Source organism: Algoriphagus aquatilis, assembly GCF_042657405.1.
GTDB classification, from domain to species: Bacteria; Bacteroidota; Bacteroidia; order Cytophagales; family Cyclobacteriaceae; genus Algoriphagus; species Algoriphagus aquatilis.
Map to the genome: position 1 here is coordinate 1 of NZ_JBHSKS010000007.1, position 22179 is coordinate 22179.

At 45.1% G+C, this 22179-nt stretch carries 15 protein-coding genes; 9 read left to right on the forward strand and 6 right to left on the reverse strand.

All coding sequences use genetic code 11. The annotated features are described in order from the left end of the window. Positions 1-260: 260 nt before the first annotated feature. Both ACFPIK_RS10155 and ACFPIK_RS10160 read left to right on the forward strand, forming a co-directional pair. The gene (locus tag ACFPIK_RS10155) at positions 261-1220 is read left to right on the forward strand and encodes a serine hydrolase domain-containing protein (protein WP_377915171.1); all 960 of its coding nucleotides are present in this window, start codon (positions 261-263) and stop codon (positions 1218-1220) included. A gap of 766 nt (positions 1221-1986) precedes the next feature. After that, entirely contained in the window at positions 1987-4719 is a 2733-nt protein-coding gene (locus ACFPIK_RS10160; RefSeq protein ID WP_377914854.1) for a DUF6797 domain-containing protein, read from the forward strand. Between the two features lie 603 nt (positions 4720-5322). Here the strand turns inward: ACFPIK_RS10160 and ACFPIK_RS10165 are convergent. After that, positions 5323-6891, reverse strand: a complete 1569-nt coding sequence (locus ACFPIK_RS10165) for an L-serine ammonia-lyase, iron-sulfur-dependent, subunit alpha (RefSeq protein ID WP_377914856.1) — start codon at positions 6889-6891, stop codon at positions 5323-5325. Positions 6892-7198: 307 nt separating this feature from the next. Here ACFPIK_RS10165 and ACFPIK_RS10170 point away from each other — a divergent pair, with 307 nt between their 5' ends. From ACFPIK_RS10170 to ACFPIK_RS10180, 3 genes are all read left to right on the forward strand, one after another. Beyond that, complete coding sequence (locus ACFPIK_RS10170) at positions 7199-9430, forward strand: S9 family peptidase (RefSeq protein ID WP_377914858.1); 2232 nt, start codon at positions 7199-7201, stop codon at positions 9428-9430. 60 nt (positions 9431-9490) lie between these two features. Beyond that, positions 9491-10879, forward strand: coding sequence for an aminopeptidase P family protein (locus ACFPIK_RS10175; protein WP_377914860.1), 1389 nt, complete (start codon positions 9491-9493; stop codon positions 10877-10879). 63 nt (positions 10880-10942) lie between these two features. After that, a complete protein-coding gene (locus tag ACFPIK_RS10180; protein ID WP_377914862.1) occupies positions 10943-11818 on the forward strand; it encodes a PIG-L deacetylase family protein in 876 nt (291 codons plus the stop codon). Positions 11819-12077: 259 nt separating this feature from the next. Here the strand turns inward: ACFPIK_RS10180 and ACFPIK_RS10185 are convergent, their stop codons facing one another. Continuing rightward, the gene (locus tag ACFPIK_RS10185; RefSeq protein WP_377914864.1) at positions 12078-13556 is read right to left on the reverse strand and encodes a CotH kinase family protein; all 1479 of its coding nucleotides are present in this window, start codon (positions 13554-13556) and stop codon (positions 12078-12080) included. 212 nt (positions 13557-13768) lie between these two features. Between ACFPIK_RS10185 and ACFPIK_RS10190 the strand changes: the two genes are divergently transcribed. After that, the gene (locus tag ACFPIK_RS10190) at positions 13769-14965 is read left to right on the forward strand and encodes a sialidase family protein (RefSeq protein WP_377914866.1); all 1197 of its coding nucleotides are present in this window, start codon (positions 13769-13771) and stop codon (positions 14963-14965) included. Between the two features lie 22 nt (positions 14966-14987). On the opposite strand, the gene ACFPIK_RS10195 is transcribed toward ACFPIK_RS10190, so the two are convergent. Next, entirely contained in the window at positions 14988-15377 is a 390-nt protein-coding gene (locus ACFPIK_RS10195; RefSeq protein WP_377914868.1) for a DUF302 domain-containing protein, read from the reverse strand. A 23-nt stretch (positions 15378-15400) separates the two neighbouring features. After that, positions 15401-16018 carry a class I SAM-dependent methyltransferase gene (locus ACFPIK_RS10200; RefSeq protein WP_377914870.1) on the reverse strand — a complete coding sequence of 206 codons (618 nt, stop codon included), beginning with the start codon at positions 16016-16018 and terminating at the stop codon, positions 15401-15403. Positions 16019-16232: 214 nt separating this feature from the next. On the opposite strand from ACFPIK_RS10200, the gene ACFPIK_RS10205 reads away from it, so the two are divergent. The 3 genes from ACFPIK_RS10205 (at position 16233) to ACFPIK_RS10215 (ending at position 19646) form a co-directional block, all read left to right on the forward strand. Further along, positions 16233-18029: a hypothetical protein gene (locus ACFPIK_RS10205; RefSeq protein WP_377914872.1), complete on the forward strand. Its 1797-nt coding sequence runs from the start codon at positions 16233-16235 to the stop codon at positions 18027-18029. Next, the gene (queD, locus tag ACFPIK_RS10210) at positions 18026-18436 is read left to right on the forward strand and encodes a 6-carboxytetrahydropterin synthase QueD (RefSeq protein WP_377914874.1); all 411 of its coding nucleotides are present in this window, start codon (positions 18026-18028) and stop codon (positions 18434-18436) included. The genes ACFPIK_RS10205 and queD overlap by 4 nt, the downstream gene beginning before the upstream one ends. 133 nt (positions 18437-18569) lie before the next feature. Beyond that, positions 18570-19646: a hypothetical protein gene (locus ACFPIK_RS10215; RefSeq protein ID WP_377914876.1), complete on the forward strand. Its 1077-nt coding sequence runs from the start codon at positions 18570-18572 to the stop codon at positions 19644-19646. A 205-nt stretch (positions 19647-19851) separates the two neighbouring features. On the opposite strand, the gene moaCB is transcribed toward ACFPIK_RS10215, so the two are convergent. Further along, positions 19852-20763, reverse strand: coding sequence for a bifunctional molybdenum cofactor biosynthesis protein MoaC/MoaB (gene moaCB / locus ACFPIK_RS10220; protein WP_377914878.1), 912 nt, complete (start codon positions 20761-20763; stop codon positions 19852-19854). Beyond that, positions 20764-22023, reverse strand: a complete 1260-nt coding sequence (locus ACFPIK_RS10225) for a pyridoxal phosphate-dependent decarboxylase family protein (RefSeq protein ID WP_377914880.1) — start codon at positions 22021-22023, stop codon at positions 20764-20766. Between the last annotated feature and the right edge of the window lie 156 nt (positions 22024-22179).

Here is a 22179-nt window from a genome sequence, read left to right on the forward strand (position 1 = left end):
ATAATGTTCATGGTCAAAACCGTCTATTTTGACCTAATTTAAAGCAAGTTGAAACCCAACTAAAGCAATTGTCACTAACTGTCAGTAAGAACTTATTTGGCTACTGGTATCATTGCGGATATACATAAAAAATAAAATTCATTTTCCTTTTCTTCATTCTCACTTCTAGGCTGCTGGCACAGGAGAACACTGATAACCAAGCCCTTCAGCGAATTCTCGAAGGACAACTGAATCAGGATATCCCGGGAATTTTACTCCATATCCAGTCCGGAAGCGGGGAGATCCATTGGTCAGGTTCAGCAGGATTTTCAGAGAAGGAAACTGGGGAAAAGCTGCTATCCGACCGGACTTTTCGGATAGCAAGCGTAACCAAGACATTTGTGGCAGCATCCCTTATGAGACTTTGGGAAGATGGCAAACTGGCACTTGAAGACCCAATTGCTAACCATATCTCTGATGAACATGCCCAAATCCTGCGTCAGGACTATAAGTTGGACAAGATCAGTATCATCCAGGTTTTGCAGCATAATGCGGGATTTTTTGACCACACCCATGCACCGGCTTTCTTCGAAAAAGTCCTCCAGCCCGGCGGTCACGAATGGACTCGAACAGAGCAGCTAAAACTCTGTGTGGATGGTGGAAACCCGATAGGCAATCCTGGCGAACGATTCAGCTATTCAGACACTGGTTACCTTATTTTGGGAGAAATCATCGAACGAATTCATGGAAAGCCCCTTGGAATTGCTATCCCTGAAATCCTGGGCTTCGAAAAATTGGGGCTTGAAAATACAGCCTTTGAAGGCCTCAATCCCAAAGTCGATCAAGCCAGAATCCATCAGTATTTTCAGGGCAAAGACACCTATTTGTTCCATCCCAGTATGGATTATTTTGGAGGAGGGGGATTACTGTCTACTACGAAAGATTTGACCCAGTTTTTCCTTGCCCTATTTAAAGGAGAAGTGTTCAAAAACACCAAGACTTTAGAAAAAATGCTTGAAGCACCAACTTACTCCGAGAGTCCAATGATGGACTATCGCATTGGGATTTACCGAATTGAAATCAATGGCTTAGAAGCCTTTGCCCATGCGGGATTTTGGGGAACTCAGGCGGTGTATTTTCCTAGTTTGGATCTGGCGATGGCGACCAATTACAGCCAAATCTGGAAAGGAAGAGTCCCACCTGTGTTTGGTGAAGCTTTGGATGTTTTAAGCAGGAAATAAAAATTACCAACCTCATAGCCAGATCAGGGGATAGCAATAGACCCAGTTTGTAAAAATGTAATTCTTTCCTTTCCCTTCCAAAAACCATCTGGACGAGCATAATGGCGACGAAGTCCGGTAAGCTTTTCCAAAAACCCTTTTCTTTTTTTCCTGCCTAGGTGCTTGAGACACCAAAATGGACAGGCTCTTTGCGGCTTTCCATCTTTGCGGGAAACCTTATTGAAAACCCTTCTCAATCGAGCGGCTCTTTTTCCATTGCGCTGGAATTAGATGACTTTTCCAAAGAAGATCCTCGTGTCAAGCGCTGGGGTGCCTTCGATATCTTTTTTTCTACCAAGATGTTGCTCCTGCGGAGCAGGGCTTTCTTGAGAAAGACTAAAACTATGTGTAGCTATGTGTCTACAGTGGTTTAAAAATTCTTTTTTGGAAATCAGAAAGCAGTCTGAAGACTGCATACAGGTAAGCACAAGCCTGCCTACCGGAAGGCAGGTCGATAGACTTGCGCTAATCGGTCTAGCATCATGCATTGGAAAAACCAGCCTGATACCAGCGCAATGGAACAGAATAGACAGTGAGTTTTTTTACCACATAGAAAAAACCATAGACACATAGTCGCACATAGAAAACGCTTTAGCCTTTCCCTTCTCTACGACCTCTGCGCCACTGCGGTGAGTTTCAAAAAGCAGTCTGAGGACTAATCGGAGCCTAACCTCTTACTATCCCATCATTTTTCTTAAATTCCTTTCCAAACCAAGCCATCAAGCACTTGAAAATCAACTTAAATTCCCTTAGCGGCCTCTTGTTTTTTGCCATCCTCCTGATCACCGGATGCAAACCCAATTCATCCACCCAAGAAACTGATTTACCAACGGGATTTATTCTTCAGGAATCAGATTTGCCCGATTACGAAAAAGACATTGACCATCGGGAACTACTGACTGCGCTGGACGACCGATCCGATGAATCCATTCGCACAGGGGAGCACATTTACAACAATACCTGTTTCAACTGCCACGGAAATCCCGATCAGGAAGGATCCATGCCCAATGCCTTCAAATTTTGGGAAGGTGAATTTAAAGTTGGAAAAGACCCCTACTCCATCTATCAAACCCTCACCCGAGGCTATGGCTCCATGCCTCCCCAAGTCAGCCTGACTCCCACCGAAAAATATGACCTCATCAATTACCTGAGGGAAACTTTCATCAGGGAGAAAAATCCGGGACAGTTTGTGGAGATCGATTCTACCTACCTAGCCAGCCTTCCAATGGGAAGCACGACTGGGCCAGCTCCGAAAGAATTTAAGCCTTGGGCAGAAATGGACTACGGCAACTTCCTGATTAACACCTATGAATTGGTAGGCCTGAATGCTCCTGAGCGGGAGCGATCTTCTGGGCCTTCACCCCTTCCCGATGAAAACCTGATCAAAGCTAACTTTGCTTACAAAGGCATTGCCGTGAGACTGGATCAGGGAAAAGGCGGAGTGGCTGCGGGCAAAGCTTGGATGATGTTTGACCATGACTTGATGCGGGTAGCCGGAGCATTGACAGGGGAAGGGTTTATCGATTGGGAAGCGATTCTGTTTAACGGCAAGCACAACATTTCTCCAAGGACTGTGGGTGATCTTCACTTTTCCAATCCGGTTGCTCCTGCTTGGGCAAACCCCTCTACGGGAAAGTTTGACGATCCCCGATTCCAAGCTCGGGATGGAAGAAAGTTTGGCCCACTATCTCGGGAATGGGCGCAATACAAAGGACTCTATCAGTTTAGGGACAGAGTAATCATTTTCTATACCGTGGGAAGTGCCAAGGTGCTGGAAACCTTTGGGCTCGAAACCTTGGAAAACCAACCCATTTTTACCCGAACCCTAAACATTTCTCCTTCTGTAAAGCCTTTGAAAATGCGAATCGCCCCAAAAGGAACGGCAGTTGGATTGGTGGGTGAAGGGGCTGTTTTGAAAGAAGAAAGCGGTTTTCTGGTGATGGAGACTTCCCCTTCTCGACCCATCAAAGTCAAAATCCTAATCGGAAAATCCGGCATCAAGGGGCTTTCGCAGTATGCAAAAACAACCACGCCGCCAGAATCTTTAGAGTCATTGACGACAGGGGGACCTTCCAGATATCCTCAAAAACTAACCTCCGAAGTTCAATCAGGAACCCAAGAGGGGCCTTTTCAAGTGGACATCATGAATCCGCCATTTGACAGCCCTTGGAAAAATCAGTTCCGACTCAGTGGCATTGATTTTTTCAAAGATCCCAACAAAGGTGTAATCTGCTCGACCGACGGGGATGTGTGGATGGTCGAGGGATTCACGAAAAACTCCGGAAATCTCACTTGGCAGCGCATCGCTTCAGGAATGTTTCAGCCCTTGGGCATCAAAGTGGTCAATGAGGAAATCTTTGTCACTTGCCGAGATCAACTGGTGAAACTTCACGACTTCAACGGGGACAGGGAAACCGATTATTACGAAGCCTTCAACAGTGACCACCTAGTCACCGATCATTTCCATGAATTTGCCATGGGGCTGCAAACCGATAAAGAAGGCAATTTCTACTATGCCAAAAGTGCCCGACATGCCCGGGAAGCCTTGGTTCCTCAGCATGGTACCTTGATTAAAGTAAGTAAAGACGGGCAGAAAACAGAAATCATAGCCACCGGCTTCCGCGCTGCCAACGGCGTCTGCATCAACCCGGATGGAACCTTTATCGTGACCGACCAAGAAGGGCATTGGAATCCGATGAACCGCATCAACTGGGTCAAAAAAGGCGGTTTTTATGGAAACATGTTTGGGTTTAATCCCCCAAAAGACAGCACGGAAAAGGGCATGGAGCAGCCCTTGGTATGGGTAGAAAGAGACCGCGATCAGTCCCCGTCCGAACTACTCTGGGTGGACAGCAAAAAATGGGGTGCACTCAACGGAAAGCTGCTGAACCTCTCCTATGGCTATGGGAAAGTGTTTGTGGTTCCATTTGAAAAAGTCGGCAGTCAGGTACAAGGAGGCATTTTTGAGTTGCCCATCCCGAGATTTTCCACTGGAGTGATGCGGGGAAGATTCAATCCCGGGGACGGCCAATTGTACCTTTGCGGCCTGTCAGCCTGGGGTTCTACTCAACCTCAGTTGGGAGGACTTTACCGAATTAGAAAAGTCGATCAGCCTATGGTCATACCGGTAGGTATTCAGGCTACAAAAACCGGAATAACCCTGACCTTTACCGATAATCTGGATGCGACAAGTGTTCAAGATACCTCCCATTTTAGAGTTAAAATCTGGGATTTGCTCCGATCCAGAAAATATGGTTCCAAGCATCACAACGAGCAGATTTTGCAAGTCACCAAAGCCGAATTAAGTCCCGACAAAAAAACAATCAAACTCACCATCCCTAACATCAAACCTACCTGGGGGATGGAAATCCAATACCATATCAAGGATGATCAAGGGGTTTTAAGAGAAGGATTGGTTCAAAACACGATCCATCAGTTGGGGGAAGTCACAACTCGGTAACCTCTCTTATAAATTGGAATGTGGCTTTAGCCCATTCTACACTAGAATCTGCGCACCCTCCTTCGGGCTTTAGCCAAAAAATCCACTTTTATATCTATGGATTTGGCTAAAGCCTAAATCTTTTTGATAGAATTCTTTATCCTCCAACTAAAGTTGGAGGCAATTAAGTGTGAATCGATTTATTTGAATTTGGCTTTATTCCTTAAATGATCTTCTATAAATTGGTTTGCAATGAGGCAATATCTCTTTACACTCCAATGAATTGGAATGTGGCTTTAGCCCATTCTACACTAGAATCTGCGCACCCTCCTTCAGGCTTTAGCCAAAAAATCCACTGTTATATCTATAGATTTGGCTAAAGCCTAAATCTTTTTGATGGAATTCTTTATCCTCCAACTGAAGTTGGAGGCAATTAAATGTGAATTCATAGATGAATTGGAATGTGGCTTTAGCCCAAAATTGAATTCAATTTTCCTTAATTCTAACAAGGATTATCTTTATTCCCCGCCTATCAATTGGAATGTGGCTTTAGCCCATTCTACACTAGAATCTAACCACCCTCCTTCTGGCTTTAGCCCAATGATTATCCAATTTCACTAAACCCTAGCAGCTCTTATAAAACTGCTTTTGGGTCAGTTTCGCCTCAATTTCCTTGGCTGCCTTGGTAATCGAAAGCCCTCCCAAATTAGTACATCTCAGGGTATTGGGAATGCTTTTCCCTACTTCATACATGGTCTCAATCACTTGATCTAAAGGAATCAAATGATCATAATCCGCCAAAGCCATATTGGCACAGGAAAGGGCATTGGAGGCGGCCATGACGTTTCGGTTGAGGCAGGGCGCCTCCACTCGGTTTCCGATCGGATCGCAGATCATTCCCAAGGAACTTTGCAAAGCCATGGAAGCTGCAGAGATACTTTGGATTAAGGATCCTCCTGCCAAATGGACAATAGCTGCTGCGGCCATGGTTGCTCCAGAACCACATTCGGCCTGACAACCTCCAACCTCAGCTGCGAATGTAGAATGCGCAGCAATAAACACCCCGATCAAACCAGAAATGAGTAAAGCCTTATTGGTCTCCTCATCGGAAAGTCCCAAGGAGTCCGCCACCCCCAACACTGCCCCGGGCATTGCTCCGCAGGAACCGGCCGTTGGCGCTGCGACAATCACTCCCATGGAGCTTTTCACTTCCATGATTGCGGACACATACATAATGATTCGATTCAATACATCCCCATCGACCAGCTTCCGTTCCTCCATCATAGACTTGAATTTCACAGACTGTGGGCCAAGAATTCGGTCCTCGAATTTTGTTCCCTTCAAGCCTGTCTCTACTGCATTCTTCAGGATAATTCGGATGTCGTTTATTTTGGAAAGCACTTCCTCCTCAGAAATATTGCCTCGCATACTTTCATAGCGCGCTGCAAGCTGCCAAAGGCTGAGATTCTTGCCTTCATTGTAGGCAAACATTTCATCGCAGGTAATAAAGGGAACGCTGGTGTTTTTCCGTGAAAGCACCGGCAAGACGGGTTTGATTTGCCTTATAGAAATGACTCCATCAATTGCTTTTAATTCCTCCAAGTAGGCTTCATCCAGAAAAGCCTGAGATTTCAAAATCAGGATACCCTTATCATTTGCGTGAATTTCCAAATCCTCAGGCAATCTCGCCTCACGGAGATAAGCATCCAGTTTTTGGGTATTAGAGGAATAGACCAAGGTCAAAAAGCAGTCTCCTGCCAAGGACACTTTCACTCCATCGATTTCCAAGACTTCAATCATTCCGCCTCCTGTGGAAATAGCAATGACCTGATGAGTTTCCCAAGGATTATGAAGGGTGATTTGATAGGTATTGGGATGCTTTTCCTTCAGTTCTTTGATGGTAATGGTAGCCCGGATTCCAGCTCCCCCCAAGTGCATTTCGGAATCAACCAATCGTTCATCATAAGCCTCCCAACCCAAAAATCCTCCAAACAACCCCATATCCGAACCCTGATCTTTATGGGTGGTTGCCAAGGAACCATCCGGATCAAAATCGATCTCAATCCCTGATATACGTCCATCCATCAAGTCATGACAGATTCGTCCGATTCTAAGGGAGGCGGCACAGTGAGAACTGGATGGACCTCTCATTACAGGACCAATTACGTCGTTAAAAATGCTGGGATAGGTCATGGGAATCAATCATTTAAAGTCTCTCCTAAAATAGAGTTAAATCAATCCAATTCAAGTTTTTTTATTACTCTTGCTAAAACTAAAAACCTCCATAAATTGGCTTTTAGACGCCTATTCAAAATCTTATTTCAGAAAAACCTCCTCTTACAATCTATTTTAACTCCTCTCTTATCTCTTTTCATATGGTGACAAAAGCACATGAATGGTCTATATTTAACAGCGTCCCAAAAGCAAACCTTGAATTTCTTATTTCAAAAAACATCGTTTCCTGAAGATTGAATATCCTTTAAATCATCCACCGATTCCTATGAAAAACTCTTTTGCCTTCTTGTTGATTTTTCTGTTCAGCGCTATAGGTAACCTTTATTCCCAAACCGAACTCACCTTAGCTGACATCTTTAAAAACGGAACTTATCGACAAAATCGGTTTGGCCCAATCCGATGGATGAAAGACGGGACAGGCTACTCAAGCATTGAAAAAAATCCCCGGCTAGAGGGAGACGACATGGTGAGATACGATGCAGCCAAGGGCACTCGATCGATCTTGATTTCTGCGGAAGAATTAACCCCGACAGGTGTAAGCAAACCCTTGAGCGTGGCAGATTATCACTGGTCAGAGGACAATAGCAAGCTATTGATTTTCACCAATACCCGAAAAGTATGGCGCTACCATACCCGAGGAGATTATTGGGTGTTGGATTTAAAAACCAGGAAACTCAGCCAACTGGGAAAGGGAATTCCAGCCACCACCTTGATGTTTGCCAAATTTTCCCCTGACGCCACCCGGGTGGCCTATGTGAGTGAAAACAACATTTTCGTAGAATCCCTCGAATCGGGAAAAATCACCCAAATCACCACTGATGGAGACAAAGACATCATCAATGGCACCTTTGACTGGGTCTATGAGGAAGAGCTGGATTGTCGAGATGGTTTCAGATGGAGCCCTGACGGGAAAAACATCGCTTACTGGCAGTCTGACACCAGAGGCGTGGGCACATTTTATCTAATCAACAACCTCGACTCCATCTATTCCAAGCCTATACCGCTGCCCTACCCTAAAGTTGGGCAAACCCTTTCCGCGGTAAAAATCGGCGTAGTATCCAGTGAAGGAGGGCAGACCAAGTGGTTTGATTTCCCAGGCGATCCACGAAACAATTACCTGGCACGAATGGAGTTTATTCCTAATTCTCAGGAAGTGATGGTTCAGCAGCTGAATCGCCCACAAAATCAAAACACAGTTTGGATTGGCGATATCCAAACCCTGTCCTTGTCCAAAATCCTGGTTGAAAAAGATGCTGCCTTTCTGGATATCCATGACAACATCCGCTGGTTGGATGGGGAAAAATTCTTCACCTGGACCAGTGAACGGGACGGTTGGATGCACTTATACAAAGTATCCAGAGATGGAAAAACGGTTGAATTGGTCACGGAGGGGAATTTTGATGTGGAGCGAATCAGCCATATCGACCCAACGAGTGGTTTTGTCTATTACATCGCCTCTCCCGAAAACTTTACCCAACGCTACCTTTATCGCAGTTCGCTGACCAAAAAAGGAAAAGCCGAACGGATCACACCAATGAACCTTTCCGGGCAAAACGGCTATCAAATTTCCACCGATTCAAAATTTGCTATCCACACGTTTCAAAACACCACAACTCCGCCCGTTTATAGTTTGGTCAGTCTTCCCAAGCATGAAACCGTCCGCCTCTTGGAGGATAATAAGGAGCTAAAATCCAAGGTTGCGGCTTTGGATATGAATCCAAAGGAGTTTTTCAAAGTGGACATCGGAGAGGTAGTGTTGGATGGCTGGATGATCAAACCCAAGAATTTTGACCCTACTAAAAAATACCCCCTTATTGCGTTTGTCTATGGCGAACCGGCAAGCTCTACGGTCCAGGATAATTGGGCGGATGGAGACCTGTGGCATCACTACTTAGCAGATTTGGGATACGTCATCATCAGCATCGACAACCGAGGCACTAAAACTCCAAGAGGTAGAGATTGGCGAAAATCGATCTATGGTCAAATTGGAATTCTGGCCTCCTATGACCAAAAGAACGCTGTAGAGCAAGTTCTCAAAACCTATCCATTCATCGATTCCTCACGGGTAGGCTCTTGGGGCTGGAGCGGAGGCGGGCAGATGACCCTGAATTTAATGTTCCGCTTTCCTGAGCTTTACAAGGCTGGAATTGCACTTGCCTTTGTTTCCGACCAGCGACTTTATGACGCCACCTATCAGGAGCGTTACATGGGATTGTTGGAGGAAAACAAGGAAGGATACATCAAGGGATCGCCCATCACCTATGCCGAAAACTTACAAGGTGAGCTCATGATCATCCACGGCACAGGCGATGACAATGTGCATTACCAGAGCTTTGAGATGCTCGTAGACAACCTCATCAAATACAACAAGCCATTCTCCATGATGTCGTACCCGATGCGTTCGCATAGCATCAACGAACGGGAAAACACGTCCCTTCACTTACGGGAAACCATGAAAAACTTCTGGTTGAAAAATTTACCAGCTGGCGGTAGGTAGGATTGGTACTAGGAGAAATAATAAAACAGGATCCACCCTCAATCGATAGAAAAAATTGACATGAACACTTTTTCAAAAGAAACCTACATAGGAAGAAGAAAGCGGCTCAAGGAAAAAATCGGTTCCGGAATTTTGCTTTTTCTTGGAAATGAAGAGAGCAGCAGCAACTTCAAGGACAACTGGTATCCCTTCCGTCAGGACAGTTCCTTCCTCTATTTTTTCGGATTGGACATGCCCGGACTTGCTGCGATCATTGATGTCGATCAGGATTTGGAAATCATCTTTGGAGACAATCTGACCACCCTAGAAGTGATTTGGCAAGGAGCTCATCCGCCCATTTCAGAATTGGCAGAAGCCGTAGGAATCCAAATCACACAAGCCAAAAACGAGTTGCCCAAGTTTTTGGCAAAGCACCCCATTCAGAAAATCCATTTCCTTCCTCCCTATCGGCCTGAAAACAGTCTGAAACTGGCAGAATGGCTTTCCATTCCCAATCCCGAAATTCCTTCCCGAGCTTCCGTAGACTTCATCAAAGCAGTTGTAGCCTTGCGGTCTATCAAGTCTGAAGAGGAAATCAGAGAGATCCACAAGGCCGTGAACATCTCGGTGAGCATGCACAAACGCACAATGAAGGAAGCTAAACCCGGCATGAAGGAGTACCAACTCTTAGGTTTAGTAAATGGGGAAGCCCTCGCTTTGGGAGGACATTTATCCTTCCCTCCTATCATTACCATCAACGGTCAAATTCTGCACAACCACAACTATTCCAATACCCTGACTGAAGGAAAAATGCTTTTGGGTGATTTTGGAGCGGAATCAGCTATGCGGTATGCAGGGGATATTACCCGGACATTTCCCGTGGGAGTGGAATTTTCCTCCTCCCAAAAGGAAATCTATCAGATCGTATTCCATGCCTATCAAGCCGCAGTGGCAGCATTGAAACCGGGGATCCGATTTAAAGACGTGCATTTACTAGCCTGCAAAAGACTGGCAGAAGGCCTGAAGGAGTTGGGCCTTATGAAAGGTAATTTGGACGATGCAGTCGAAAAAGGAGCTCATGCTTTGTTTTTCCAATGTGGATTGGGTCACATGATGGGCTTGGACGTCCATGACATGGAGGACTTGGGCGAGGAGTATGTGGGGTACACCGACGCATTCAAAAAGAGTAAAGAGTTTGGATTAAGATCTTTACGATTAGGGAAAGAACTCGAAAGCGGTTTTGTAATCACCATCGAGCCGGGGATTTATTTCATTCCGCAACTGATCGATCAGTGGCAGGCTGAAAACCTCCACAGCGAGTATATCAACTATGAAAAACTGGCTCAATACCGCAATTTCGGCGGCATCAGGGTAGAAGATGGGTATTGGATTACTGATTCTGGCTCACAGATTTTAGGAGATCCATTGGAGATTGAACTCGCAGACGTAGAGCGGATACGGGGGAAGTAGGCTTGGTCGATTCTTTGATTTGACCATTCCTTTTGGTAGCTTTTTCAACCCAAATCACCTACCATGAAAAAAGCTCTCCTGTCTTTCGTCCTACTGTATATGGCCTTTTCCCACGCCTTTTCACAGGAAAAACCGCTTCGCATTCTGATGATCGGCGCGCATCCAGACGACTGCGACATCAAAAGTGGAGGCACTGCGGCTCTTTTTGCCAAAATGGGTCATGAAGTCAAGTTCCTCTCCGTCACCAACGGGGATGCGGGACACATGGAAATGGGCGGAGGCATGCTTGCTAAGCGTCGCTATGCCGAAACTCAGGAAGTGGCCAAGCGACTGGGAATTCAATACGATGTCTTGGACAATCACGACGGAGAACTACTCCCAACCTTGGAAATCCGACTCGATGTGATCCGAAAAATCCGGGAATGGGGAGCGGATGTGGTGATTTCCCACCGACCCAATGACTATCATCCCGATCACCGCTACACGGGAGTCTTGGTGCAGGATGCGGCCTTTATGGTGGGCGTACCGAATATCGCAGCCGACACTCCTCCCCTTCGCAAAAACCCGGTTTTCCTCTACTATCAGGACAATTTCCAGAAGCCCAATCCTTTTTCACCCGACATCGTGATCGACATCACATCCGTCATTGACCAAAAAATTTATGCCTTGGATGCGCATACTTCACAGTTCTACGAATGGCTTCCTTGGATTGGAAATGAGACCGATGTGATTCCAGAAGGAAAAGAAGAACGCGTCGCCTGGCTGAAATCCAAACGGGCTTTGGCTCCAAACCCTATGGTTAAAAAAGCGCTGGAGGAATGGTATGGTGCCGAAAAAGCGGCTCAGGTGAAGTTTGCTGAAGCTTTTGAAATCTGCGAGTACGGCACGCGGCCTACTCGGGAAGATATATTGAGACTGTTTCCGATGATGGGAAAATGAGCAATGTCAAATGGACAATGATCAATTACCAATGGCGATCCTTCCTTTAACATTGAGTTTGACCAGAGAACAGAAGCCTTTGAAATCTGTGAATACGGCAACAGACCGAGCCGGGAAAATATCCTGAGGCTATTTCCTATGATGGAAAAATGAGCAATGACCAATCAACAATGATCAATGGCGGATCTTCCTTGAAAATTGATAATTGAATTTGATCATTGTTCATTGAATTTGATCATTGTAAATTGAATTCACTCCCTTACCAGGCTCCGATCTTGCTATCCATCCAATTGGAACGGTCGGTGAGGAAGATCTTCAGGTTTTGCACTGCCTGGTCGTAATTGACTCCGATGCCCTGATCCCATTTGGCATAGTTTCGTTCGACCGCTCCGTTTTTCTTCAAGACATTTACCGCATCATCTACCACTTTCTGGATTTGAGAAGGGCTGAGTTCGGCCTGGCGAAGTGCCTGCCATCTCGTCTTTACTGCCTGCTTGAAAACCGGATCTGCCATCAACCTAGTCCACCAAAATGGCACCATCCATGGGTCTCGCTGCACATAATTGTTGTAGTTGATCACCCAATCATTCTTGGGAATCCTATCCCCTTCATCAAAACCGATGTTCATGTCCCAAACCGGCCCCATAGCAAGTTTACCATCCCGATCCTTTTGCAAAAAAGTACTGATTCGATAGGCATCCACGTTGCGGCAGAGCTCCGTGATCAGGAAATAATCCACAAATGAGCCCAAATCAATGTAATTGGTATACGTTCGAGTGGCACCCGAAAAGTCATCCGAAATCAAGGCCTTCTCGAAGTCATTCATGTACTTGGCAATGTACTGCTTCTGAGCAGGTGTGATATTCTCCGCACTTGGATACTCATAGTTAAAATAAGTCTCCAAATACTGCTGAGCGTGGTAAGGAGGCTGGAAAGAGGGGAATGTGATGGGCTTTTGGAAAATATCAAAATTGCTTCGGAAGCTGTTGAACTCGGTATATCGGGCATCGTCATCCCAATTGTTCATGAAGTAAGAAAGCGGCTTCCCATCATGCTCAGGTCCTGCATCGGCTTTATCGATTTTAAGAATATAGCCACCTGTGAGGTTGGTAGAGGATGCATTGAGCGATTTGATATCGATCCGGTTGGAATCCCGCTTGAGTTTTTCACAGAAGAAATACACCCCGAGATACTCTCCATTGACTTCAACCTCTACAAACTGACCTCGACTGGCATATTTTCCGATTTTTCTCGAAAGCTCATAGCCTACATGGTTGTAGATCAAGCTTCGATCCCAAATGTATTTTTCCTTCAAGTTCACCACATGACCGATCAGTCTCCAGTCTTCTTCTACAGGCATGCCAAAAAAAGACACATCTACCCCTTCACCCGCAGCATCGATGGTTTCGAAATTGAAACCCTTCTTGTCCGAAAGTCTAAAGGATGTTTTTCCCCGAAATTCCAGATCAATTCGCTGCTCTTGGATGAGTTTTTTCTTTTGATAGACCTTCATTTTGGCGGGAATCCCGGGTTCGTAAGGGATATCTTTCCCTTGTGTATCGATCACCAAATAGGGCAATTCACTCTCTTTTGTATCAACAGCAAAGACTTGGCCGTCATCTCCTTTGGGGACAATGACCTCAATGGGCTCCTCACAGGAAAGGAAAATGGAAAAGGAGAAAATCAGCCCCAGGACACGGGCAAATCGGAGGGATTTTTTAACACTAAGAGAAATCACAGAATGACATTTTCTGCAAAGAAGGAGTTTTTTAAAGAAAAGTCTAACTAAATAACTTGAAACAACCCAGATTTTACACAAAGATGAACCTTAACATTGAATCTACTTTCCTATCAAAAGGCACTGGATAGGTAATTCAAAAAGAATCAGTACTTTTTGGCAGTAAGCCATTTCGAAGATAGCTCAAACCTAAAATTGACCCTTTTACCACGATGATCACGCCTTTACTTAAGCATTCCATTTCCTGCTTTGCTTCACTCCTTTTTCTGGGTCTTTCTACCGGTTTTGCACAGCATTCCATTTTGCCTGCAGAAAGCAGAGTTGAGATTTTTCCCCGTCAAACCCAACACGTGCACGGCAGCAGCTTGGTAGCTTTGCCAAACGGAGATCTTTTGGCGGTCTGGTTTCAGGGTTCGGGTGAGCGGACAGCGGATGATGTATTGTTGATGGGGGCAAGAAAATCCAAAAATTCCAACACTTGGACTGCCCCTTTTATCATGGCAGACACGCCGGGCATTCCTGATTGCAATCCTGTCCTTTTCCTCAACACAAAAAATGAACTCTTCCTCGTATGGATCGCCGTCCTAGGCAATCGCTGGGAGCATTCGATTCTAAGGGTCAAACGAAGCTTGGATTTCCTCCAATCCGGTGCTCCTACTTGGCACTGGCAAGACAATATTTTCCTCAAGCCGGGAGATGAATTCGCTGAGGAAGTCAAAGCAAAATTCAAAGAATTGCCTGATGCCGATTTGGCTTGGGCGGAGTATGCCCCTGCTTACGAGCGGATGATTGCTGAGGCAAGTTTGGACTCCAAAAAACGCAGCATTGGCTGGATGACAAGGATCAAACCACTACTTATCGATGGCAAAATCATCCTTCCCTTGTATTCCGATGGTTTCAATTTTTCGATAATGGCCATTTCAGAAGATCATGGAGACACGTGGAAACCCGGCAAACCCTTGGTAGGAAAAGGGCCTATTCAGCCCGCTTTGGCGAAAAGAAAGAATGGAGAACTCGTGGCGATGCTTCGGGATTCGGGAGATGGACCCACGATGATTCAGCAAAGCATCTCCAGGGATGGGGGAATTTCTTGGACTGCTGCTCAAAAAACCGAACTACCAAACACAGCAAGTGTGGAACTACTCACACTCCAAGACGGAAGATGGTGGCTGGTGGGAAATGACCTGCACGACGGTCGCTATCGGTTGGCCCTATGGATTTCCGAAGACGAGGGAAAAACTTGGTCTTCGCCTCAATATTTGGAAAACGACCTGAGCAAGGCAGGAAGCTTTTCATATCCTTCCCTTATTCAGGATACTGACGGAAAAGTGCATCTCACCTATTCCAGCCATTTTCCCGATCGGAAGACCATCCAATATGTACGGATAGACCCGAAGGCGGTGAAGTAAGCATTGATTGAAAGGGGGTGGATCACAGCCTCTCCAGCATACCCATTAATTTAGCACGCACTTCACTAGCCAGCGATTCAATAGCCGGATTTTGCACCACTGACATCGCCGCTGCAGGATCCATGATGGTCACTTCATACTGGTCCCCACCGAGACTTCTCAAGGTCACATTGCAGGGCAAAAGAGTGCTCACGTGCGGTTCTGCAGTCAAGACTTTATCCGCAAATACCGGATTGCAAGCTCCCAAAATCAGAAATGGCGGATAGTCTTTGTCCAGCTTCTTTTTCATCGTAGCTTGAAGGTCTATTTCAGTCAAAATCCCGAAGCCTTCTTCTTTTAAGGCAGCTTCTACTTTAGCTCTCAGCGAGACTAGATCTGGAGATGCGACAAGTTTGGATTGGTAATAGATCATGTTGGGGTGGCTTTGGTCAGTAATTATTTTCTACGAAAAAGAGCCACAGTGTAATTCTGTGGACTCCCTGAAGGGGTAATATGATCGTAATTCAGGCTTTTGATACAGTCAAATTCTTGGATGAACATGGACTTCAAATCAGCCTCATCGTATTGCTGTACGGGTAGGCCACTACAAGTAGATGGTCCAGATCTGGAAAAGGTCATAAGCAACAAATATCCACCTGAGACTATCGATCTCTCCACCAAACTACTGTAGGTCTGCTGGTCATTGGGTTCGGTGAGAAAATGAAAAACTGCCCGATCATGCCATAAATCAACCTTAGCACTGGATTCAAATTCAAGAATGTCGGAAACTTCCCAGGTTACTTTTGAAGCAGATGGACCTAGGCGGTTTTGTGCTTTTTGCAAAGCGGATTCAGAAATATCCAAGAGGGTCACGTGCACATACCCTTGATCCACCAACCAATCCACCAGGAATCCATCACCTCCTCCCACATCGATGATGGAGGCATTTTTAGACAGGTTAAGCTGATCAATCCACTCGATGGAAACTCGTGGCACTTGCTGAAACCAGCCAACCTTGGTGGTATCTTTGGTCTGATAGACTGCTTCCCAATGCTCTTTTTTTACATTTCCCATGATTTTTAAAAAGAAGTTTAAAAGTGGATCTAAGACTTCTTCTTAACAGTGACTTGGGTTACAGATACGTCTTTACAAAGGATTACAGGTCTCAAGTTTTTTTCCCTGATTAAAATCATACTTCTAAGCCTTGAAATATCAGGTCAACACCTGCCGAAGGAGGGTAATTTTGCCAACTCTATTCCATTGTCTTTTCGTTTAAGTTGACATTCAAATGATTTCTACTCCTCATTCTTTTCATATCCCTGTCATGGGTCTCGGCTACACTGTGGACACCCCAATCAAAGTAGCGCCTTTGGGGATTTCCAGCGTCGTCTCTATCATGGACGACCATCTGTTGGAAGAAATGAGAAAGATCTATTCCGAAAAATCAGGACTTCCCTTTTTTCCCATTTCTGAAAAATCACCGGACTACCGAGCCGAACGTATCAAATCCTACTTGAACCTCCTTCATGACTTGGTAGAAAAAAAACTCATTGAAATCAAGGACTTCGAATCTCTCGAGGATGATTCTTTTCTGGGTTACCTAGACCTATTGCCCAGCAATCATCCCATCCATTTACTTATCCAGGAGTCAAAAGATGCTGACTTTATCCAAAAGCAACTCTACATTGCTCAAATCCGCGAAATGATCCTTCCCGGCAGCATCGATGTCAACATCATGACCAAAGTGGATAAGCTTAACTCAGACGAAGAGGGCAATGAACTTCCAAGGGAATATTCGGATGCGCTATCCGCCTTAAGAGGGTTTGCCATGAGCAAAATCGACGGCGCAGTGATCTTCTCAGCAGGAATGAACCCTGCCCTTTATGCCTATGCGGAGCAGTTTACCGACTTTTTCCCCAACTCCATGGGCGAACTCAAAAAACGGATCATCCTCAAAGTCAGCGATTACCGTTCGGCCTTGATCCAAGGTAAATTTCTGGCCAAAAAAGGACTTTGGGTTTCAGAATTCCGAATCGAATCGGGACTCAACTGCGGTGGACATGCTTTTGCAACCGATGGATTTTTGATCGGCCCGATCTTGGAAGAATTCAAAGCCAATCGTGAGGAGCTCAAAAGTGCACTTTTCGATCTATGCCAAAAGTCATTACTGGATAAGGAAAAGATAAGCTTCTTTGACATGCCTCCTTTGAAAATCACTTATCAGGGAGGCATCGGCACTCACGAAGAAGATAAATTTCTCCGTACGTTTTACCAGCTTGACGGCACAGGTTGGGGAAGTCCATTCCTTTTGGTGCCTGAAGCTACATCAGTAGATGAGGACACCTTGCAGCGAATATTGGCTGCAAAAAAGTCTGACTATTTTCTCAGCCATGCTTCTCCTTTAGGCGTCCCGTTTAATAACCTTAAAACCTCGAGCGGAGAAGATCAGCGAAAAAATCGAATAGAAAACAATCGTCCGGGAAGCCCTTGCTACAAAAAGTTTCTTTCCTTCAGTACCGAATTCACAGAAAAACCGATCTGCACAGCTTCCCGTCAGTACCAAAATCTGAAAACCAAACTCTTCCAAACCGGCGCCATTTCTCAGACCGATTTGGAAGAAACGCTTGCCAAAGATTGCCTCTGCGAAGGGCTGAGTGCACCTGCTATTCTTGCCAATGGGGGAGCACCCAAACGTAACCTCAATGCAGTCACCATTTGTCCGGGACCCAATTTGGCTTACTTCAAAGGAATCTTCAGTCTTAAGGAAATGGTCGATCACATCTATGGTAAAATCAGACTTCAACTGGACTACGAGCGGCCGCATGTATTCGTCAAGGAACTCCAACTTTACGTCGACTACCTCAAAAATGAATGGGAAAAACTCGGCCCAGAGGTGAACGCCAAACAGGCCAATTACCTCGAAAAATTCAAAGCAAACCTTCAAAAAGGCACTGAATACTACCAATCCTTGATTGATCAGATTCAACTGGACACCGAAGAAGTGATCCAACAAATGAAAGATCAGTTGCATGAAGCCTTGATGAAATTAGAGGATCTCAAACCCGCGTTGGTGGAGTCCAGATGATCAGCATCACCAAAAAAATAGAGTTTGAGTCAGCTCACAGACTCAGCAATTACCTTGGCCCATGCAAAGAAATCCATGGTCATACCTACAAACTCGAAGTGACCGTAACAGGTCCCATAGACCCAGATACCGATATGGTTATGGATTTTAAAGAGTTGAAAAAAATCCTTCAAAAAGCCGTGCTGAATCATTTAGATCATGCCTTAATTCTGAAGGAAAGCGAAGAAAACCGGAAAATTTTCTCCGGCTATTCCGGCAAAATCACCTGGATGGAAACCGAACCAACTGCTGAACGAATGATTCAATGGATTTTTCTCCAAATCAGAAAAGAACTTCCCCATACAATCGAACTCGTCGATCTGACACTATATGAGACATCAGGAAGTTTTGCAAGTTGGAAAAAATAATATTGGATATTTTTGTCCTTTATTTAGCCAATCGTAAATTTGAAAACTGAAAGGGGACAAGGCCCCTTTTCTTTGGTGAATATAAAGGATATTATTGTCCTTTATTACAAATCTAGATGTACTTATCCAAAACATGAAACTCAATTCTTTCAAAGCCCTACATCTACTGCCACTGGTATTCCTCAGCTTGTTGCTGGGTATCTCCGGGGGTTGGATTAGACTTGGGAGCTTAGTGGTTCCAATTTCAGAGGCGGGGGTCTATCACGGTTTGATTATGACAGGTGGATTTTTAGGTACGCTGATTTCAATAGAGCGGGCCATGATCATGGAAAAGAAAACTTGGCTAATCATCCCTTTGCTCACTGGAGCCTCTTTGATACCTTTTTTCTTGGGAATTGACGAGATCGGCTTATTCCTACTGATGGCGGGTTCTTTAGGCTTGAGTTTAATTATGCATTTACAGTCGCTAAAGCATCCGAAGTTTCATACAGCCTTGCTGTATGCAGGAGCAGTGTCATGGTTTATCGGAAATTACATGTCTTGGCATACTGGACTCATTGCTGCAGGCAGCACGTGGTGGATAGGATTTCTATTGTTTACCATTGTAGGTGAACGATTGGAGTTGAGTCAGTTTTTACCGGTTCCCTCCTGGTCCAAACACGCATTGAAATTACTTCTCGCTCTATTCGCCATCGGGTTGGCAATCCCTTTCCATTCTTGGGGCAATGAGATCATGGGGCTTTCCGCCCTCCTCATATCGGCTTGGCTTTTGGTTTTTGACATGGCCAAAGTAATCTCAAAAAAGTCAGGACAATTCCGGTACATCGGAATCGGGCTTCGGGTAGGATATGTATGGCTTGGTATTCATGGGTTGATTTTGCTAGGGATGGAAAGTCATGCCATCTATTATGACTTGATGCTGCATACCTTCTTCTTAGGATTTACCTTCTCCATGATTTGGGCCCATGCACCAATTATTTTCCCAACCATTTTTGGAATACGGGAGTCTCCTTACCATCCCATCTTATGGTCCACTTGGATTAGTTTTCAAGTGAGCTTATTGGGAAGGATTCTATCGAGTTTATGGGGAGAATTTCAACTCCGACAACTCTTCGGCATCCTTAACGGATACCTCATTTTGATTCAGTTTATCCTGATGGTTGGGATAATCCTATGGAAAATAAATCAAAATCAATCTTTGAGGATCTGATTTTTCCATTTCATTTCTAGCTATGATTTGTATCTCCGACCCAATCACACAACTGTATGCATTCCATGGTTGAGACCTAAGGATTCCCAAATACAGGGTTCCCAGTTTCTGAATAGATTAACATTTATTCACCCAAATCCGCCCTTGGATTTTAAAAAAAAGACCAGGAAGGATTTTAGAGTCCTGCCAGATCTTTCAAACTTTTTCAATCATGCCTTTTTCCCTCCATGACTTTAAATACATGAAGAACTGCAGGAAAAACTGCATCAATCGATTCACCTGCACCCGAAGTAGAACCCGGCAAGGCCAAAATGATCGTGCTGCCTATCTGTCCTGCCAACGAGCGGGAAAGCATAGCATAAGGAGTGCGTAGTTGCCCATAATCTCGGATGGCTTCCTCGATGCCGGGGATTCTTCGATCCAAAACTGCTTCCAATGCTTCCGGAGTCACATCACGAGGAGATAGGCCCGTTCCGCCCGTGAAAATCAACAAGTCTACGCCTGATTTTGAAGCCTCTTTTGCTAAATTCTGAATCTGGTTCTTATCATCGGGGATGATCACTTTTCCCAAAACGCTTACTCCATGCTTTTCCAGTTTTTCACGGATTACCTCACCTGCTCGGTCCTCTCCTTTTCCCGAAGAAATGGTGTCAGAGCAAACCACAATACGGGCTGTGATTGACTTGTCTCCAACAGGAGTACGATCTGACTTTCCGCCTCTTTTCTCCACAAGCTTGATCTGCTCGATACTTACGCCCTTATCGATTGGCTTGAGCATGTCATACATCGTCAGTGCGACCACGGAGGCAGCATGCATAGCTTCAACCTCTACACCTGTTTTGTAGATCGTGTGGATTTCGACAAAAATCTTCACTTCCAGCTCCCCCACTTCATAGCTGACAGCGGTAAATTCTACCGGAAGCGGATGGCAATCGGGAATCATATCTGCTGTCCTCTTGGCGGCAAAAAGTCCAGCTACACGGGCACACTCAAGCACATCTCCTTTAGGGACAGCTCTATTTTGAATCGCTTGGATCGTTTCGGGCAAACTGACTTTGACAATGGCTTGGGCAATAGCTTTGCGGAGGGTGTTACTTTTAGGTGTGATGTTGACCATTTAACTTGGACTTAAACTTTTTGAAGATACCAAATCGTGGATAAAATCCTTGAGATGCTCAATCTCCACGTGATCCATGAGCACAATTTTATACCATTGATTGGACTCGTCATGAGATTGAGGAACAAGGTTGTATTTATGAGCAATGGACTCGGGTACACATTCGGATCGGATGGTGACGATGTTCATCTCGGGTTCGCGAAAATAACTTACACCCAGCTGATCCAATTGCTTACACAGCCAATTGGTGCGCATCTTGATCACAGAGATTTTTTCATACCACTTGTGCGGGCCGTAAGTGGTGAGAATCACCCAAACTGCGACGGCATTGGCTCCCGAACGGCTTCCGCAAAGGGTCAGGTCCATTCCTTCTACGTATTGAGCTTCGGAGGTCAGAACGTTTTCGATGAGGCCCTTTCGACAAACAAAAATCCCTGTACCATAAGGTGCCTGAAGCATCTTATGGGCATCAATCGTAATGGAAGAAATATCAGGATTGGAAAAATTGATCTGATTTTCAAAATCTCCAAAAGGATAGACAAATCCCCCATAAGCACCATCCACATGCAGCCTAAAGGGCAGTTGATATTCTTTGAATCGATCCGAATAAACGTTGGGATCATCCACCGAGCCAAACATGGTCGTGCCCATATTGGAGACTGCGATGAAGTATTTCTTCCCTTTGGCAAGACAAGCTTTGACTCCGGCCTCCACTGCTTCTGGTAAGATTTGACGAGTAACTGGGTCAACTGCTATTTTTTCCCAGTCCAGCATCAGGAGGTTGGCCGCTTTTGGAATGGAATAATGCGTGTCTTCAGAGGCTAAGATCACGATTTCGTCGAGCTTTGCTCCATGCTTTTTGAGGTATTCATTTCGATAGATCCAGATTGCCTGCACATTGGCTTCAGTACCTCCGGGAGAAATGTAACCATCATATTGGCCATCTTCGATTTTAAATAAGTCTACCGCAATCATGCTCAACACCTCCCGCTCAATCGCTTGTGTGCCACGAAACGCAAACTCAGAAGTTCCAAAGGTATGACAGCCGATATGATTGGGATTAGCCACAAACGTACTCAGTACCGGTGCCTCGCGGAGAAAAAGAGCGTCATTGGAAAAGACTTTATCATCTAAGCGAGATGCGGGATATCCAAGACTGGCATCTTTGTAAAAATCCACATTGTCTTTCAAGGCCTGCTGCACCCGAGAGAGTCGTTCCTCCGGCGTAAGTTTTTTCCAGTAAGTCATTTCGATGATCATAGCAAAAAGAGAGTTGGGTTTACAAGGATAAAAATACCCCTTCTTTTCCTGCAAAAAACTAGTAAACCAACAATCTTACAGAAGATCCCATACTCACCTTCCATCAACTGAAAAAAGGAGGGTAAATGAAAACATAATAAAGGATTTATTTGTCTT

What these genes read in the sequence shown, in the direction of transcription:
- ACFPIK_RS10175 (WP_377914860.1), top strand. Translation starts at nt 9,491, where the DNA reads ATGAACACTTTTTCAAAAGAAACCTACATAGGAAGAAGAAAGCGGCTC.
- queD (WP_377914874.1), top strand. Translation starts at nt 18,026, where the DNA reads ATGATCAGCATCACCAAAAAAATAGAGTTTGAGTCAGCTCACAGACTC.
- ACFPIK_RS10170 (WP_377914858.1), top strand. Translation starts at nt 7,199, where the DNA reads ATGAAAAACTCTTTTGCCTTCTTGTTGATTTTTCTGTTCAGCGCTATA.
- ACFPIK_RS10225 (WP_377914880.1), bottom strand. Translation starts at nt 22,023, where the DNA reads ATGATCATCGAAATGACTTACTGGAAAAAACTTACGCCGGAGGAACGA.
- moaCB (WP_377914878.1), bottom strand. Translation starts at nt 20,763, where the DNA reads ATGGTCAACATCACACCTAAAAGTAACACCCTCCGCAAAGCTATTGCC.
- ACFPIK_RS10195 (WP_377914868.1), bottom strand. Translation starts at nt 15,377, where the DNA reads ATGATCTATTACCAATCCAAACTTGTCGCATCTCCAGATCTAGTCTCG.
- ACFPIK_RS10190 (WP_377914866.1), top strand. Translation starts at nt 13,769, where the DNA reads ATGATCACGCCTTTACTTAAGCATTCCATTTCCTGCTTTGCTTCACTC.
- ACFPIK_RS10180 (WP_377914862.1), top strand. Translation starts at nt 10,943, where the DNA reads ATGAAAAAAGCTCTCCTGTCTTTCGTCCTACTGTATATGGCCTTTTCC.
- ACFPIK_RS10205 (WP_377914872.1), top strand. Translation starts at nt 16,233, where the DNA reads ATGATTTCTACTCCTCATTCTTTTCATATCCCTGTCATGGGTCTCGGC.
- ACFPIK_RS10215 (WP_377914876.1), top strand. Translation starts at nt 18,570, where the DNA reads ATGAAACTCAATTCTTTCAAAGCCCTACATCTACTGCCACTGGTATTC.
- ACFPIK_RS10165 (WP_377914856.1), bottom strand. Translation starts at nt 6,891, where the DNA reads ATGACCTATCCCAGCATTTTTAACGACGTAATTGGTCCTGTAATGAGA.
- ACFPIK_RS10200 (WP_377914870.1), bottom strand. Translation starts at nt 16,018, where the DNA reads ATGGGAAATGTAAAAAAAGAGCATTGGGAAGCAGTCTATCAGACCAAA.